The sequence below is a fragment of the Sinobaca sp. H24 genome (assembly GCF_023845525.1).
This window is the reverse complement of record NZ_JALBWT010000014.1, coordinates 136,056-153,156: the sequence shown is the minus strand read 5'-3', so window position 1 is coordinate 153,156 and position 17,101 is coordinate 136,056. Positions and strand designations below refer to the sequence as shown.

Below are 17,101 nucleotides of genomic sequence, written 5' to 3'. Positions count from 1 at the left end.
TCAGCACAGGGGCCAGGAGGGTGCCGGCATCGTTGTAAGCGACGGGGATAAGCTGAGCACTCATAAAGGACTCGGCCTTGTAACAAAAGCATTTAAAGAAGGCGAACTGGAGAAGCTTCAGGGGCATGCAGCCATAGGGCACGTGCGTTATGCTACTTCCGGCGGAGGCGGACTTTTAAACGTACAGCCGCTTTTGTTCCAGTCTCAGACAAGTGGACTGGCGCTCGCCCATAACGGAAACATTGTAAATGCAAACGGCGTGAAAAGTGACCTGGAACGGGAAGGCAGTATTTTTCAGTCGACATCTGATACAGAAGTAATAGCCCACCTGATTAAACGAAGCCCTCATCCAACGCTTGAGGAACAGTTTAAAGATGCACTCTCCACTATTAAAGGCGCTTACGCGCTGGCCGTTCTGACCGAAGATAAGCTGATGGTGGCAATGGATCCAAACGGCCTGCGTCCGCTTTCCATCGGACGGATGGGGATGCGTACGTCGTAGCATCGGAAACATGCGCATTTGATGCCGTGGGTGCTGTGCATGAACGGGAAGTGCAGCCTGGAGAAATTGTTATTATCGATAAAGACGGCATGCGCTCGCAGCTGTTTTCCAAACCGGCAGACAGACAGATCTGCAGCATGGAATACGTTTATTTTGCAAGACCGGATTCGGATGTAGACCAGATCAATGTGCATACCGCCCGGAAAAGCCTCGGCAAGCAGATGGCTAAAGAAACACCGGTAGAAGCGGATGTTGTAACCGGGGTTCCGGACTCTTCTATCTCTGCGGCTATCGGTTTTGCAGAGCAAAGCGGGATTCCATACGAGCTTGGCCTTATTAAAAACCGCTATGTCGGCCGTACCTTTATTCAGCCGACCCAGGAACTGCGGGAGCAGGGCGTGAAGATGAAGCTGTCACCGGTCCGTGGTGTAGTCGCCGGCAAACGTGTCGTAATGGTAGATGACTCTATCGTCCGCGGCACGACAAGCCGCCGAATCGTCCAGCTTTTGAAAGATGCAGGCGCACTTGAAGTACACGTGCGGATCACGTCACCGCCGATCACGCATCCTTGCTTTTACGGCATCGATACGTCAACCAAGGCGGAGTTGATCGCTTCCACTCACACAACCGAGGAAATGCGCGAAAAAATGGGAGCTGACTCCCTGGCCTTTATATCCATCGACGGCATGCTTGAAGGTATCGGAAGAAGCAGCCAGGACAAGAACTGCGGCCAGTGTCTGGCGTGTTTTACAGGGAATTATCCAACGGAAATTTACGAAGACACCGTTCATCCCCATGACAAAGTGATGAACAGCTAGAATAGAAAGGGGCTTGACGATGTCTGATGCATATAAACAAGCTGGTGTTGATGTAGAGGCCGGCTATGAAGCAGTAAAACGGATGAAAAAGCATACGAGCCGTACAATGCGTCCGGAAGTAATGGGAGGTCTTGGAGGATTCGGCGCCATGTTTGATCTTTCCGCGCTTCCATATAAAGAACCTGTGCTCATTTCGGGAACAGACGGCGTCGGCACGAAGCTGATGATTGCTTTTCAAATGGATAAGCACGATACCATCGGCCAGGATGCGGTCGCGATGTGTGTAAACGATATTGCCGTGCAGGGTGCAGAACCGCTGTATTTTCTCGATTATCTCGCGTGCGGCAAGGCTGTGCCGGAAAAGATTGAAGCGATCGTAAAAGGAGTGGCCGACGGCTGTGAGCAGTCCGGCTGTGCCCTGATCGGCGGGGAAACGGCAGAAATGCCGGGCATGTATGATGCGGATGAGTATGACCTTGCCGGATTTGCGGTCGGTGCGGCGGAAAAGAAAGATATTGTCACCGGCGAAAATATCAGGGAAGGGGACGTGCTTATCGGACTCGAATCCTCCGGTATTCACAGCAACGGACTTTCTCTTGCCCGAAGCGTCCTGTTTGATAAAGGAAATATGGAACTGCAGGAAACTTACTCCCCGCTTGAAAAAAAGCTCGGGCTTGAATTGTTAACACCGACAAGAATATATGTAAAAGCAGTGCGCAACTTAATGAACGCGGTAACCGTCCAGGGAATGGCCCATATTACCGGCGGCGGATTCTACGAGAATATTCCGCGGATGCTTCCGGAAGGACTTGGAGCCTCCATTCAGACATCAGCCTGGAACAAGCCGGATATTTTCTCTTTGATACAGTCTACCGGCGGCTTGTCTGATAAAGATATGTACGGCACTTTTAATATGGGTATCGGTCTTATTGCGGCGGTCCGCCCGGAAGATGCGGAGGCAGCCCTGCAGGCACTTCAGTCAGAGGATGAGCCTGCTGTAAGAATTGGAACGGTTACAGCTGGAGGATCGATTGAACTGGATGGCACTGTTTCATGAAAAAAATAGCAGTATTTGCTTCAGGCAGCGGCTCGAATTTTGAAGCTATTGTCCGGGCAGAACAGGAGGGGAGACTCGGCGCAGCAGTCTCCCTGCTTGTATGCGATCAACCGCAGGCGGCGGTTATTCAAAAAGCAGAAGCGCTGAATATTCCCGTGTTTTCCTTTCTGCCGAAACAGTACAGCTCCAAACAGGCGTTTGAAGAAGAAATAGTTCAGGAATTGGTGCACTATGGCATCTCTTTTATCTTTTTGGCAGGGTACATGCGTTTGATCGGTTCCGCTCTGCTTCATGCATTTGAGGGAAATATTATTAATATTCATCCCTCGCTGCTGCCGGCTTTTCCAGGAAAAGATGCGATCGGGCAGGCATGGGAGGCTGGCGTGAAAATTACCGGGGTGACCATCCATTACGTAGACGAAGGAATGGATACCGGCCGTATTATTGCGCAGGAAGCGGTAAATATCCGCCGTACAGACTCCAAAGAGACATTAACAAATGCCATTCAGGCGATAGAGCATAGATTGTATCCGGAAGTCATCGATGAACTCGCTGGAAAATTGGAAAGGAGCTTTTAACAGATATGTACACAAAAAGAGCACTGATCAGCGTATCAAACAAAGAGGGCATCGTCCCGTTCGCCAGGAAACTGGAAAGCCTCGGCATTGAAATTATTTCTACAGGAGGCACGAGCCGCGTTCTCAAAGAAGGAGGCGTTAACGTCATTGGAATATCCGACGTTACCGGATTTCCGGAAATTCTGGATGGACGGGTCAAAACCCTGCATCCTAACATTCACAGTGGACTTCTTGCGATGCGTTCGGAAGAAACCCACATGAAACAGCTTGAAGAACATAATATCGCGCCTATTGACTACGTGATCGTTAATTTATATCCATTTAAAGAAACCATTGAGCGACCGGAGACGACGTTTGAAGAAGCGATTGAAAATATTGATATCGGCGGGCCCACAATGCTTCGCGCCGCTTCCAAAAACTATCAGGATGTAGCAGTTGTTACAGACCCAACCGATTATGAAGAGCTTGTACACGAATTAGAGCAGCACGGGGAAATCAGCGTGGAGCGCCGTAAAATGCTGGCAGCGAAAGTATTCCGCCACACAGCAGCTTATGACGCGATGATTGCTAACTACTTAACAGAGCAGACGGGAGAACTTTATCCGGAAACATACACGGTAACGTATGAGAAGAAGCAGGATCTGCGTTATGGGGAAAATCCTCATCAGAAAGCAGCTTTCTACAGAGAGCCGATAGGCCCGATCAGCTCTATTGCCAACGCGCTGCAGCTGCACGGTAAAGAGCTTTCCTACAATAATATTAATGATGCCCAGGCAGCACTTGAAATGGTAAAAGAATTCTCCCAGCCTGCGGCAGTAGCTGTTAAGCATATGAATCCCTGCGGTGTCGGCGTTGGGGAAACAATCGCCGAGGCTTATCAAAAAGCCTATGAAGCAGATCCTGTGTCTATTTTCGGCGGTATTGTAGCATTAAACCAGGAAGTGGACACAGCTACAGCGGACCAGTTGAAGAATATCTTTCTAGAGATTGTTATTGCTCCACATTTCTCTCAGGAAGCGCTGGACATTCTGTCAGCTAAAAAGAATATCCGTCTTTTAAGCGTATCGATGGATGAAGTCCCAATGGAGCGTTCGGTAATGACTTCCATCTACGGAGGAACGCTTGTTCAGGAACAGGATGCCAAAGGGTTTTTGGATGCAGATGTACGTGTCGTAACCAAAAGAGAGCCTTCCGAGCAGGAATGGCAGGATCTTAAACTGGCCTGGAAAATAGTCAAACATGTGAAATCAAACGCGATCGTACTGGCTAAAGGTGACAAAACAATTGGAATTGGAGCGGGACAGATGAACCGCGTCGGTTCTGCAGCTATTGCGGTAGAACAGGCAGGCGAGGAAGCCGTCGGTTCCGCGATGGGATCTGATGCCTTTTTCCCTATGAAAGATACGGTGGAAGCTGCAGGCGAAGCCGGCGTAACCGCTATTATTCAGCCGGGCGGCTCTATCCGTGATGAAGAATCGATATCGATGGCTGATGAACTGGGTATTGCGATGGTATTCACAGGCATCCGTCATTTTAAACATTAAAAGGAGCGATTCTTATGAATGTACTCGTTATCGGCGGAGGCGGCCGGGAGCATGCTCTCGCATGGGCGTTCTCCAAAAGCCGTAAAACCAATAAAGTGTTCGCAGCCCCCGGTAATCCGGGAATGAAGGAAGTGGCAGAATGTACAGCGATCAATGAATCAGATCACGACGGTCTTATATCTTTTGCCAAAAAAGAAGATATCGGACTGACTGTGATCGGTCCGGAAGTACCGCTGTTAGAAGGACTGGCTGACCGCTTTCACAAGGAAGGACTGACCGTATTCGGTCCTTCCCAGGCTGCTGCTAAAATTGAAGGCAGTAAATCATTCGCTAAGGATATTATGAAGCGCTACAATATTCCGACCGGTTTTTATGAAGTGTTCTCTGATTACGATAAAGCGTCAGCGTATGTGCAGAAAATCGGTGCTCCTATTGTAATTAAGGCAGATGGTCTGGCAGCAGGGAAGGGCGTAACCGTTGCCCTTACAGAAGAAGAAGCACAAGACGCGCTCCACGATATACTGGTGGACAGTAAATTTGGCGGTGCCGGGGCGGAAGTTGTGATTGAAGAATATTTAAGCGGGGAAGAACTGTCACTTATGGCGTTTGTGAACGGCGAAACGGTCATTCCAATGGTAGGAGCGCAGGATCATAAGCGCGCCTATGATCAGGATCAGGGTCCGAACACCGGCGGAATGGGGGCATACAGTCCTGTGCCGCAGTTTAAAGATAAGCAGGTTCAGGAAGCAGTAGTAGAACAGGTGCTGGAACCTGCTGCGAAAGCTCTTGTACAGGAAGGGCGCTCGTTTACCGGCATTTTGTATGCAGGCCTGATGATGACGGACAGCGGAGCCAAAGTGATTGAATTTAATGCTCGATTTGGGGACCCGGAAGCGCAGGTCGTGCTTCCTCGATTGGAATCCGATCTGGCGGAAGTAATGTTGGAACTGCTTGCCGGCAGCAGGCCTGAGCTTTCCTGGTCCGACGATGCGGTTCTCGGTGTAGTAGCCGCTTCCAAAGGCTATCCAGGCTCTTATGCAAAGCATCAGCCGATTGCAGCAGTACCGTCGTCTGATATGCTGTTTTTTGCAGGCGTGGAAGAAGAAGACGGGGAGTATAAAACGGCAGGCGGCCGTGTACTTTTACTTGCAGAAAAAGCTTCTACGCTTGAAGAGGCGCAGACAAAAGTCTATGCCAAGCTTGAAGAGCTCGATACGACCAACTTGTTTTACCGTAAAGATATTGGCCATAAAGCCGTATCAGCTTCTTCCTGATGTATTTGAGTCCTCTGCCGGTCAGGCGGAGGGCTTTTCTATTACCGGGGGTGAAATTCAATGGGAGATTTCTTCTCAATGATACAAAGCAGAACCTCCCTTTTTGTTACAGTAGTAGAGGCGGCGCACCCCGGTAAGCCGGGAGATAGTTCCCACAGTTGTCACTTCCTTTCGTAGAGTACAGGAGCAAAGTATGATACGATAGAATCAAACATTCAGCAAATAAAAAATCCAGCAAAGCAGGTGAAAACATGGCATCCCGGTTATTTAGATGGAACAAACAAACACTTCGAAATCAACTTTCCGTTATCAGAGGACAGCGTTCACCTGATGTAGTACTAAAAAACGCAACATACTTGAGCAGTGCACGGAAAAAATGGCTGGAAGGCCATATATGGATATCAGACGATCGCATTATATACGTAGGAGACAGCCTTCCTGATAATACAGACCAGGCAGAAGTAGTAGACTGCACAGGTCAGTTTCTTGTGCCAGGTTATATAGAGCCCCATGTCCATCCGTTTCAGCTCTACAACCCCCATACATTTGCAGCTTACGCATCCCAGCGGGGAACAACGACACTGGTAAATGACAATATGTTCTTCTTTCTGCATGTTGATAAAAAGAAAGCGCTTACTTTAATAGAAGAGCTGGATAACCTCCGACTTCCATGTACTGGTGGGCACGATACGATGCCCAGACGGAGATGGAGGAAGAAGACTCCATTTTTTCTCCTTCCAAAATGATGTCCTGGGTAGAGCATCCTCTTGTCGTACAGGGCGGGGAATTAACGGCATGGCCGCGGGTCATGACGGGAGATGATACGATTCTTCACTGGATGCAGCAGACAAAAGAAGCAAACAAACCGATTGAAGGTCATCTGCCCGGTGCTTCTGAAAAAACGATCATTCAAATGGCGCTTCTGGGCGTTTCAGGCGACCATGAAGCCATGACAGCAGACGAGGCGTTAATGAGACTGGATGCCGGGATGACTACCTCCCTGCGTTATTCTTCCATCCGCCCGGATCTGCCGGAAATGCTGGAAGGGCTGCTTGAGGCAGGTATTACTGATTTCAGCCGGTTTACGATGAACACAGACGGCTCCACGCCTTCTTTTTATAAAGATGGAGTCATGGACCGCACCATTGAAATAGCGCTGGAAAAAGGGGTGCCGGAAATAGAAGCATATGAAATGGCTTCCTACAATTCCGCCAAACATCTCGGTATTGATGACTACGTCGGAATGATCGCGCCGGGACGGATTGCGCATATAAACTTTCTAAAAGATCCATCGATTCCTAAGCCGGAGGCAGTGATGGCAAAAGGGAAATGGGTGTACCGTGAAGAGAAAAACCTGTATCCGCAGAAGCATTTTTCTTGGAGTGAATATGGCGTGCACCCGTTAATGCTCGATTGGAAACTCTCTGAGGAGGATCTTCATTTCTCTATGCCTATGGGAATTGAATTAGTGAATTCAGTTATTCTAAAACCGTACCAAATAGGCGTGGATGCAGCGATTGATGAACTGGATCCCGATCACGATGAGTGCTTTTTTACGATGCTCGACCGCCATGGGAAATGGCGTATTAATACAGTTATAAAAGGATTTGCAGAGAATCTGGGCGGACTGGCGACGACTTTCTCCAATACCGGTGATATTATTTTAATCGGTAAACGAAAGAAAGATATGGTTCGTGCATTCGAAGAGCTCAAGCAGAATGATGGCGGAATCTTTCTCGTCGAAAACAATGAAGTTATTGAAGGGCTTCCGCTGAAGCTGTTCGGCGCCATGTCGCTTGAGCCGATGGAAGAAGTGATCGCCAAACATGAAAGCATTGAAGAAAAGCTCCGTGAGCGCGGATATAAGCATGATGACCCTATATACAGCATGCTTTTCTTCTCCTCAACGCATCTGCCCTACATTCGGGTAACCCAAAAAGGAATTTTTGACGTTCATAAGAAAACGGTACTCTTTCCTTCTATTATGCGTTAAACTGTAAAAGTACAGGAAGAAATGTTAATTTCATAAAAAGACGTTGATTCTCATATCTATCAGTGTCTGAGAGACAGTTTAATACAGCAGGAATGAAAGTTGGACATTCGTTTTAAAGTGAGGTGTAGAGAATGCAGATTGATAAACTTCGTGGAAAAGAATTAGATCAGCTGTTTCAAGCCATATTGTCATTAAAGGATTTGGAAGAATGCTATGCATTTTTTGATGACCTGTGTACCATAAATGAAATTCAATCCTTAGCTCAGCGTCTGGAAGTTGCCAGAATGCTGCAGAGCGGAAATACGTATCACAAGATTGAAACAGAAACCGGAGCCAGCACGGCTACGATATCACGTGTCAAACGCTGTTTGAACTATGGTAACGACAGTTATCAAATGACACTGAACCGAATTAAAGAAACCCAGGAAAAATAAAGGAACCGCTCCCCAGGCTCAGGCAGGGGGGCGGTTTTTATATGACGTAAAAAGCTGTCAGATTATATACATAAACAGCAGGAATGCAAAGAAATATCTACTATACTATAAGAAGGAGGGACAACATGAGCGCATATAACGAAATGGACGAAAAAGCACTGCGGAAAGAAATTGCGCAGATTTATAATAAAGTCAATCAGGAGATGTATAAAGTCGGAGTCAGAAAACAGAAAATCGAAATACTGCAGGATAAAATCCTTGTATTTGGGGAGCACCAGCGCGTACCTGCACTCGAGGCCATTCATGAGAAATATCCGGAACTTACATTGACCGTAGATACAACGCTGATTAAAGAGTTCAAAGAGCGTTTAAAGATGGAGCTGGAAAAAGAACTTTCTATTAAAGTGAAAACCATTTTAAAGGATTTCGATCCTGTAACAGAGGAAGCCGCGGCGATTATTTATATTGCTGTATAAAAACGTGTAAGGATATCTAACAAATAACAGGACAAATGATTATTTTTTTCATACGATAATACTAATTAAACGAAAAGGAAACGGTCTGTTCATCCGGATTGTCTCTTTTAATCATAAAAATCGGGAGCTTTCTCTCCGCTGGACGGAGAAGAATAGAAGCCGGAGAAGTACATAGTCAAAGGACTGTGTATTTCTCCGGCTTTTTTATCCGAAATATACAGTAAAGAAGGGATTATCATGAAAGATATTCTTATAAAAAATGCGGAAATTATTACGATGAATGATGCCATGGATATAGTATACGGAGACATATTAATTCAGGATGGACGCATTGCTGCGTTAGGGAAGGATATTCAGGCTCAGGATACGGCCCGGACAAGAATTATAGACGGCACGGGGAAAACCGTACTGCCTGGATTTATTCAAACACACATTCATTTGTGCCAGACAATATTCCGGGGACAGGCTGACGATATGGAATTAATGGACTGGCTGAAAAAAAGACTGTGGCCGCTTGAAGCCGCCCACGATGAAGAATCAATTTATTATTCAGCCATGCTTGGCATTGGGGAATGCATCAGCGGCGGGACCACCACTATCGTCGATATGGAGACGGTTCATCATACCGAATCGGCGTTTCAGGCTATTGCCGAGAGCGGCATTCGGGCTTTGTCCGGAAAAGTCATGATGGATGTAGGAGATGGTGTACCTTCCCAGCTTCTTGAAAATACACAGAGCTCCATTAAACAGAGCGTAGAGCTTCTGGAAAGGTGGCACGGCTATGACAACGGCAGAATTCAGTATGCTTTCAGCCCGCGCTTTGTCGTATCCTGCACGGAAGAACTGTTAAAGGAAGTCCGTGATTTATCTGCTTATTATAATGTGTATGTTCATACGCATGCTTCCGAAAATAAAGGGGAAATTGAGCTGGTCGAATCCCAGCGCGGGATGCCGAATATAGAATATCTTGATCATATCGGCCTCGCGAATGAACGCCTGATTCTGGCGCACTGCGTCTGGCTCAATGAAAAAGAAAAACAAATTATAAAAGAAAAGAAAGTAAAAATGGTGCACTGCCCGGGCTCAAACTTAAAGCTTGCCTCCGGTATTGCAGATACATACAGCCTGGACGCAGACGGCTGTGATATCAGCATTGGAGCAGACGGGGCAGCGTGTAACAATAATCTGAACATGTTTCATGAAATGAAGCTGGCTGCTCTTCTTCCCAAACCTATTCATGGCCCGACAGCTATGCCTGCCGCAAAAGTACTCCGCATGGCCACACGGGGCGGCGCAAAGGCAATAGGAATGGATCATGAACTTGGAAGTATTGAAGTTGGAAAAAAAGCCGATTTATTTCTAATGGATCTGCGTGATTTTCACAGCTACCCTTCCGAAACTGTAGATCCCTATTCCCGTGTCGTGTACTCCGCACAGGCACAGGATGTTGAAACGACAATTATCGACGGGAAAATCGTAATGGAAAATAAAAAGCATCTAACGGTTAATAAATCTGAAGTGCTTACCCAATCGGACATTTCCATTAAGCGCATGCTGAACTCTATCAAAAATCCAGTAAAGTAGAAAGGAGAAATCAGATGGAAAACCTGCACAGGATTATTCAGACCCTCCGCCGGATGGAACGCAATGAACCTGCCATGCTGGCGACAATTATTCATGTAGAAGGATCCGCCTATAGAAAAGAAGGCACAACGATGCTTGTGGATAAAAAAGGGATGATGACAGGCGTATTAAGCGGAGGCTGCTGGAGCAGGATATTGCAGCGAGAGTGATAGAAGTATGGGAGCAGGGGGCCAGGACCGTCGAATACGATATGCGTGGGTATGATCCGCTTTCCTGGGGAGAAGGATCAGGATGCAACGGAAGCGTTCTTGTCCATATGGAGCCTCTGAAAGCAGAAGAAGTGAATCGTTTGTATACGATGGAGGAAAGGTTGTCAGCAGGAGAAGAAGTGGCGGTGCTGCGGGTGGAGAAAGAACAGCATTTGAAAACGATACTGGTGTCACCGGAAGAGGTCCCCGGGGGCAGAAGAAAGGGTCGTTTTATTGCCGCCACCGGTGAAGTGATGTATGCCCAGGTCATACAACCAAAGCGGAGGCTCGTTATATTTGGAGCTGGTACCGATGTGGAGCCGCTTGTCCATATGGCTTCGATGAGCGGTTTTTCCATAACCGTTGCCGATTGGCGCGGGGAAAGGTGCAGGAAAGATATACACCCGTCAGCAGAGGCAGTTTACTGTGGATTTCCTAAAGAACTTGCTGCGAACGTACCGGTTTCTTCCTCTGATTTTGTACTGCTGATGACCCATCATTTTCAGCACGATAAAGAACTGCTGAAGGAATTGATTCTAAAGAGACCGGCGTATCTCGGCATCCTCGGCTCCAAAGCAAGAGCAGAACGCCTTATGGACGGAGATGCGCTTCCGGAATGGATTGCTTCTCCTGTCGGCCTCTCTATTAAAGCGGAAGGGCCGGAGGAAATTGCTGTCAGTATTTTAGCTGAACTAATTCCTTTATCGAAACAGGCCGCTGCAAAGGAGGCAGTAAGATGAAAAAAATAACGGGTATTTATCTGGCTGCAGGCAAAAGCACACGGATGCAGGAGAGTAAGCTTCATCTTCCTGCCGGAAAATATTCTCTCGGCAGTATAGCTTTAAAGCAGGCGCTTTTATCAAACCTTGACAGCACGGTAATTGTCACTCGTCCCGGAGCGGATATAGAATGGATTGCTCCTGAACTTTATCACGGGAATTGGAAAACTATAGAATCAGAACACGCTGAGAAGGGCCAGGCGTATTCCTGCAGAGCGGTATAGAAAAAGCCGAAGCGGGAGGCGCTGATGCAGTCGTTGTGCTTCTGGCTGACCAGCCTTTTGTTACTGCAGAAAGAATTAATCAACTAATCAGCACATGTGGAAAGCATTTACAGGATTATGCTGCATTAGACCGTCTGCAGCCGCCGCTTTTACTGGAAAAACAGCTTTTTCCCCGCTTGAAACAGCTCGAAGGGGATGAAGGCGCACGATACATTCTTCGATGTGATACCTCTCTAAGGGGGACTTTTCTTTCCTCAGCAAACGATTCGCTTTTCTACGACATAGACACAAAGGAAGATTACCAATGGCTGCTGCAAACAGTACCATCTTAAACCCGAAAACGATAGAAGAAGCGTGGCAGATGAAGGAAAAGTATGGTCCGAGCGCCGCATTTATGATGGGCGGCACTACATTTCAACTTCAGCGGGAAAAAGGAATACCCCTTCCGCCTTACATCATTATGCTGCAGGCACTTCAGGAACTGCAGACGCTTCAACGGCAGGCGGCGGATGGAGAGGATTTTCTTTCTATTGGAGCGAATGTCCCGCTTCGTTATTGTATGGATCACCCTATTATAAAAGCTCACATTCCGATGTTATGCAGTGCCATCGGTGTGGTAGGATCACCTGCTATCAGAAATCAGGGAACGATTGGCGGCAACATCGGCTATCGTAAAGGAGATGCGGCGGCTTCGCTGCTGGCATTAGATGCCAGGGCGCGTTTCATCGACGAAGATGGAGAGCAGGTGCTGCCTCTGGAACAATATATGGAGCAGGAGCAAAAGAAAGCTGCCATGCTTCTGGCTGTTCAAATCCCGCTCCCGGCTCCGGTGCTTGATTTCTTTGAAAAAGTAGGAAGCAGAGAAACATTCAGCCCCTCGATTCTAACTGTGGCGGCCTCAGCAGACTGGACGCGGACAGGGCGTCTCAAGCGCGTAAGAATAGTTATAGGCGGCGGTGACTATCCGCCGGAGCGGATGCCGGCCGCAGAAGCCTGTCTGGAAAATCAGACATTGACGAATGGAGCAGCAGCAAAAGCCTGCGAAATCATTTTGGAGGAGTATACACCGGTATCAGATGTTTTTGCAGGAGCCGGCTATCGAAGAATGGCTGCCGGAATGATACTGGAATCAGCTCTCGAAGCCTGGAAAGAGGAGGAGATGAGCCGTGCCGCTGAAAAATGACGGAAGAGTTCGTCCAGACGGAATAGAGAAAGTGACAGGTACGCTGAAATATTTAACGGATCGACAAATGGAAGGCATGCTTTATGGCCGCGTGCTTCGCAGCCGATACCCTCATGCTTTGATTAAACGTATCCAGACAGAAGAAGCGGCAGCACATCCCGGCGTAGAGGCTGTTATTACAGCAGCGGATGTTCCCGGCTTAAATGGATTCGGCATCGTCGTACCAAATCAGCCGGTTTTCTGTGAAAGCAGAGTCCGCTATATGGGAGATGCGGTTGCGGCCGTTGCCGCCGTATCAAAAGAAGCTGCTGAAGAAGCGCTGGAGAAAATTATCGTAGAGTATGAAGAGCTGCCTATTTTGGACACGATGGAAAAAAGTCTGGCAGCAGAAGCACCGGGGCTTCATGAAGAAGGGAATATACTGCATCAGGCAGAGCAGAAGCGCGGCCGCGTTGAAGATGCATTTGCTTCCTGTGAGGTCGTTGTAGAGGAAACATACGAAACACCAAGGCAGATGCACACATACATGGAAACCGAGGGCGGGGTGGTTGTACCGGAAGCAGGCGGAGGTATTACTGTTTACATGGGCACCCAGCACGGGCTTAAAGACCGGTTTCAGCTTTCCAGAATTCTTGACATGGAAGAAGAAAGCATCCGCGTCGTATCGAGTCCAATGGGAGGCTCGTTCGGCGGAAAGGATGAGCTGAACGTACAGCCTTACGCTGCCCTGCTTGCCTTAAAAACAGGAAAACCGGTCCAGATTCATAACAGCCGGAAAGAGTCAGTGCGGGCCGGCATCAAGCGGCATGCGATGAAAATAAAAATGAAAACAGGAGTGGACAAAAAAGGAAAGCTTATAGCCCACCAAACGTATATAGAGGCTGATACAGGAGCCTATGCTACGCTGGGCCCTGCTATTCTGGAGTTTGCTGTGGAACATGCATCCGGCCCATACGACATTGACCATGTGCACACAAAAGGATTATCCATCTATACGAATAACGGTGTAGCCGGTGAATTCCGCGGCTTTGGTGGAAATCAGATAACGTTTGCACTGGAAGGGCAGATCAGCCGTCTTGCATCTGCGCTTAACATGAACCTGCATGATTTCCAGGCATTTAATATGAGAAAGCATGAATCGCCGGGACCACTAGGCCACCGGATTGCCCCGACGAACGGCGGACAGCTGGTACTGGAAGCCGTGGACCGCATCAGGGAAGAGAAGCAGCTGGAGCTTATAGACAAGCCGCCTGCTGCAAAATATATGAAACGCGGCCTGGGTACGGCTGTGACCATGCACGGTGGAGGGCTTGGATACGGTCGCCTTGATCCTTCCGGGGGCATGATCCGCCTGAATCAGGAAGGTAAAATAGAAGGTGTCTTTGGGTTTGAGGAGTGCGGACAGGGAATTGTAGCAGTTATCGAAAACACCCTTGTCCAGGCATTTGAATGCAGCCGGGAGGATGTTTGTTTTCTTATAGGAGACACAGAAAAAGTCCCGGTCTCCGGTTCAACTACCGCTTCGCGCGGCACAAGCATGGTGTATCATGCTGTCCAGCGCTTGAAGCCATTGTTCCAGCAGCTGCTGTTTGAACGGGCAGCGGCGGTTCTTGAGAAAAAACCGGAAGATTTTTATACAGGGAAAGGCGGAGTGTATCTACTGGAAACAAAAGAACAAGTTTTATCATACCGTGAGCTGGCAGAGGCATCTCCAGATGAGAAGCTGGAAGTGCAGACGACCTTTGATTTTCCAGTAACGCCGGATGAAATCGATTCTGGCCATTTTTTATATACATTTGGCGCCGTACTTGTAGAGATAGAAATCGATATGCGTCTAGGGAGAATAAAAGTAATAGACCTGCAGCATGCTGTAGCAGCCGGGCCCGTTGTAAATCCTAAAGGGTACAGAGGACAGGTGGAAGGTGGCGGCGTTATGTCTGTCGGCTATAGTTTAATGGAAAACGCCGCCATGACAAACGGCCGGTATGATACCGATAACCTGGATACCTACATGATTCCAAGTATTCAGGATGTACCGGCTGTCATGGCAGTAGAGGCGATTGAGGATTTATATGAAGAGGATCAGTACGGACCACGTGGTGTAGGAGAAATTGGTACAGTGGCTGTGGCTCCAGCGATTGCTGAGGCCGTGTTCCAGGCTGTCGGCATGCATGTAACGAGCATACCGATTTCAAGAGAAGTATTGATGAATCTGGGGCGAAAGGAGAATGCAGATGAAATCCGCGCATAGCAGCACGACGGAAAAAGCTATTCATTTTCAAGTAAATAAACAGCAGGTAACGTATAGTGGAAATCCGGCCGAAAGAATGGCAGATGTACTTAGAGACGATCTGCAGCAGACGGGAACGAAGATTTCCTGTGGCATCGGCCGCTGCGGAGCATGCTCCATTCTCGTAGATGGAGAGCTGATGAATGCCTGTTTAATCATGCCGTGTCAGCTGGAGGGAAGCAGCATAACAACAATAGAAGGAATTGGATCAAAAGAGACAATGGACCCGATCCAAGAAGCCTTTTTAACGGAAGGCGGATTTCAATGCGGCTACTGTACGCCTGGAATGATCGTTGCGGCCAAAGCACTGTTGGACAAAAACAGCGATCCTTCCGTAGAAGAAATCCAGGAGGGATTAGCAGGCAATCTCTGCCGTTGTACAGGCTATGCCAGCATTATCAGAGCTGTTCAAAAAGCGGCGGAAACCCTAGCCTCTCGATAAACGTTAGAGAAAAAGTCCGGAACCGGGCTTTTTTTTGTAAAAAATCAGAAAATATTTGACGGAAAATATAAAATGGTCTATTCTTTCCTTAGGGAAACATTTTAGACTATAACTAAATAATATTTTTTTACTATAAAACTTGCCCATAGGCAAAATAAAGGGGGAAGCAAGATGAAAAAGACAGGATTTGTAATAGGCGCGATGGCAGCAGCAGGGTTGTTATCTGCCTGTGGTGCCGGGGACAACACCGCAGTGAGTGAAGACGAACCGCTGCAGGTTCTTGCGACTACTTCCCAGGTTGGCGATATGGTAAACGATATCGGCGGAGAATACGTAGAAGTAGAAACATTAATGGGACCGGGCGTGGATCCTCATTTATACCAGCCGACTCAGGAAGATATAGGGAAACTGGCAGATGCTGATATTATTTTTTACAATGGATTGAATCTGGAAGGGAATATGCAGGAAGTGTTCGATAATGTAGGAGACAATACAAGTGCTGTACCTGTTGCGGAGAATATCCCAGAGGACATGCTGCAGACAGAAGCAGACAGTGATTCAACAGATCCTCACGTCTGGTTTGATCCGGATATGTGGAGCTATACGGCAGATGCTGTAACAGAAGAGCTGTCCTCGCTGAATGAAGAAAACAGTGATTTGTATGAAGAGCAGGGGGAAGCATATAAAGATATGCTGACAGAGCTTGATACATATGCTGAAAATGAGTTAAACGAGATACCGGAAGAAAGCAGGGTGCTCGTGACCGCCCATGATGCTTTTGGCTATTTCGGCGATGCCTACAATATGGAAGTCGAAGGACTACAGGGGTTGAGCACGGATTCGAATACAGCGTGCGTGATGTGGATAATATAGTGAATTTACTTGTGGAACGGGAAATAAGTGCTGTTTTTATCGAATCAAGTGTATCTGACCGTTCGATCAATGCCATTATTGAAGGAGCGGCCCAGCAGGGTCATGATGTGGAAATAGGAGGGGAACTCTACTCAGATGCAATGGGTGAAGAGGGAACCGAAGAGGGGACATACGAAGGAATGTTCCGTCATAACGTCGACACGATCGCAGGCTCCCTTCAATAAATAAAGCAACAGAGATCTTTCAAAAGAGCGCCTTTACGGTGCTTTTTTTAATATATAAAGGAAGTCTAAAAGACTTACTGACTTCACAGATGTATCAATTGACAGTAGTTTACATAAAGGATACAATAAGTCCGCGATATCTTTATTAATAAAAGCGGGTGATTGTTATGAAATTTTCTAAAGGAACCAATTATGCATTGCATACGATGCTTCATCTGGCTATGACTTCCAGGATGGATAAACCTGTAGGAGTGCAGCAGCTGGCCGAGCAGCAATCGGTTTCTCCCACCTACTTGTCTAAAATATTGACAAAATTAGTGAAAGAGAGACTGGTGGTTTCTGCATCAGGCGCTCATGGCGGCTACGCATTACCACGCGATTGGGAATCCATTTCTTTTCTGGACATTATACATGCTATTGAAGGAAAGTCGTCACTGTTTGACTGTCATTTTAATCATGGGGAAGGCTGTGCAATTGAGAAGGTCATGTCCACAGCTGAGCTGAAAATGGAAGAAGAGCTGAGAGAAACAAAGATAGTGGATCTAGTAAATAATAAAGAAGCTGCTCCTCAGTAAAGC

The 17,101-nt window shown here is 47.5% G+C and carries 15 protein-coding genes and 3 pseudogenes; all 18 read left to right on the top strand.

Annotated features, from left to right (window positions below; all coding sequences use genetic code 11):
* A pseudogene (gene purF / locus MMY81_RS18435) lies at positions 1 to 1,320 on the top strand (amidophosphoribosyltransferase); the annotation flags it as partial.
* A 19-nt stretch (positions 1,321 to 1,339) separates the two neighbouring features.
* Complete coding sequence (gene purM, locus MMY81_RS18430) at positions 1,340 to 2,377, top strand: phosphoribosylformylglycinamidine cyclo-ligase (protein WP_252314007.1); 1,038 nt, start codon at positions 1,340 to 1,342, stop codon at positions 2,375 to 2,377.
* Complete coding sequence (gene purN, locus MMY81_RS18425) at positions 2,374 to 2,955, top strand: phosphoribosylglycinamide formyltransferase (RefSeq protein WP_252314006.1); 582 nt, start codon at positions 2,374 to 2,376, stop codon at positions 2,953 to 2,955. Before purM ends, purN begins: the two co-directional genes overlap by 4 nt.
* Before the next feature lie 5 nt (positions 2,956 to 2,960).
* On the top strand, positions 2,961 to 4,499 hold the full coding sequence (gene purH / locus MMY81_RS18420) for a bifunctional phosphoribosylaminoimidazolecarboxamide formyltransferase/IMP cyclohydrolase (RefSeq protein WP_252314005.1): 1,539 nt from the start codon (positions 2,961 to 2,963) through the stop codon (positions 4,497 to 4,499).
* Positions 4,500 to 4,513: 14 nt separating this feature from the next.
* A complete protein-coding gene (gene purD / locus MMY81_RS18415; RefSeq protein ID WP_252314004.1) occupies positions 4,514 to 5,773 on the top strand; it encodes a phosphoribosylamine--glycine ligase in 1,260 nt (419 codons plus the stop codon).
* A gap of 251 nt (positions 5,774 to 6,024) precedes the next feature.
* Entirely contained in the window at positions 6,025 to 6,519 is a 495-nt protein-coding gene (locus MMY81_RS34275) for a hypothetical protein (RefSeq protein WP_308215389.1), read from the top strand.
* A complete protein-coding gene (locus tag MMY81_RS18410; RefSeq protein ID WP_308215388.1) occupies positions 6,444 to 7,766 on the top strand; it encodes an adenine deaminase C-terminal domain-containing protein in 1,323 nt (440 codons plus the stop codon). Before MMY81_RS34275 ends, MMY81_RS18410 begins: the two co-directional genes overlap by 76 nt.
* Before the next feature lie 131 nt (positions 7,767 to 7,897).
* A complete protein-coding gene (locus MMY81_RS18405; RefSeq protein WP_252314003.1) occupies positions 7,898 to 8,200 on the top strand; it encodes a YerC/YecD family TrpR-related protein in 303 nt (100 codons plus the stop codon).
* A gap of 125 nt (positions 8,201 to 8,325) precedes the next feature.
* Positions 8,326 to 8,676: a Na-translocating system protein MpsC family protein gene (locus MMY81_RS18400; protein WP_252314002.1), complete on the top strand. Its 351-nt coding sequence runs from the start codon at positions 8,326 to 8,328 to the stop codon at positions 8,674 to 8,676.
* Between the two features lie 237 nt (positions 8,677 to 8,913).
* Complete coding sequence (locus MMY81_RS18395; RefSeq protein ID WP_252314001.1) at positions 8,914 to 10,260, top strand: 5'-deoxyadenosine deaminase; 1,347 nt, start codon at positions 8,914 to 8,916, stop codon at positions 10,258 to 10,260.
* Between the two features lie 14 nt (positions 10,261 to 10,274).
* Positions 10,275 to 10,469, top strand: coding sequence for an XdhC family protein (locus tag MMY81_RS18390; protein WP_252314000.1), 195 nt, complete (start codon positions 10,275 to 10,277; stop codon positions 10,467 to 10,469).
* A complete protein-coding gene (locus tag MMY81_RS34270; protein WP_252313999.1) occupies positions 10,466 to 11,248 on the top strand; it encodes an XdhC family protein in 783 nt (260 codons plus the stop codon). The genes MMY81_RS18390 and MMY81_RS34270 overlap by 4 nt, the downstream gene beginning before the upstream one ends.
* Positions 11,245 to 11,843, top strand: a pseudogene (locus tag MMY81_RS35495) (nucleotidyltransferase family protein). The gene MMY81_RS34270 and the pseudogene MMY81_RS35495 overlap by 4 nt, the downstream one beginning before the upstream one ends.
* Complete coding sequence (locus MMY81_RS18370) at positions 11,816 to 12,694, top strand: FAD binding domain-containing protein (protein WP_252313996.1); 879 nt, start codon at positions 11,816 to 11,818, stop codon at positions 12,692 to 12,694. The pseudogene MMY81_RS35495 and the gene MMY81_RS18370 overlap by 28 nt, the downstream one beginning before the upstream one ends.
* Positions 12,678 to 14,945: a xanthine dehydrogenase subunit D gene (gene pucD / locus MMY81_RS18365; protein ID WP_252313995.1), complete on the top strand. Its 2,268-nt coding sequence runs from the start codon at positions 12,678 to 12,680 to the stop codon at positions 14,943 to 14,945. Before MMY81_RS18370 ends, pucD begins: the two co-directional genes overlap by 17 nt.
* Positions 14,923 to 15,426, top strand: coding sequence for a (2Fe-2S)-binding protein (locus MMY81_RS18360; protein ID WP_374562281.1), 504 nt, complete (start codon positions 14,923 to 14,925; stop codon positions 15,424 to 15,426). Before pucD ends, MMY81_RS18360 begins: the two co-directional genes overlap by 23 nt.
* Before the next feature lie 171 nt (positions 15,427 to 15,597).
* Positions 15,598 to 16,523: pseudogene (locus MMY81_RS18355) on the top strand (metal ABC transporter solute-binding protein, Zn/Mn family).
* 167 nt (positions 16,524 to 16,690) lie between these two features.
* A complete protein-coding gene (locus tag MMY81_RS18350; protein WP_252313993.1) occupies positions 16,691 to 17,098 on the top strand; it encodes an Rrf2 family transcriptional regulator in 408 nt (135 codons plus the stop codon).
* Positions 17,099 to 17,101: the final 3 nt, after the last annotated feature.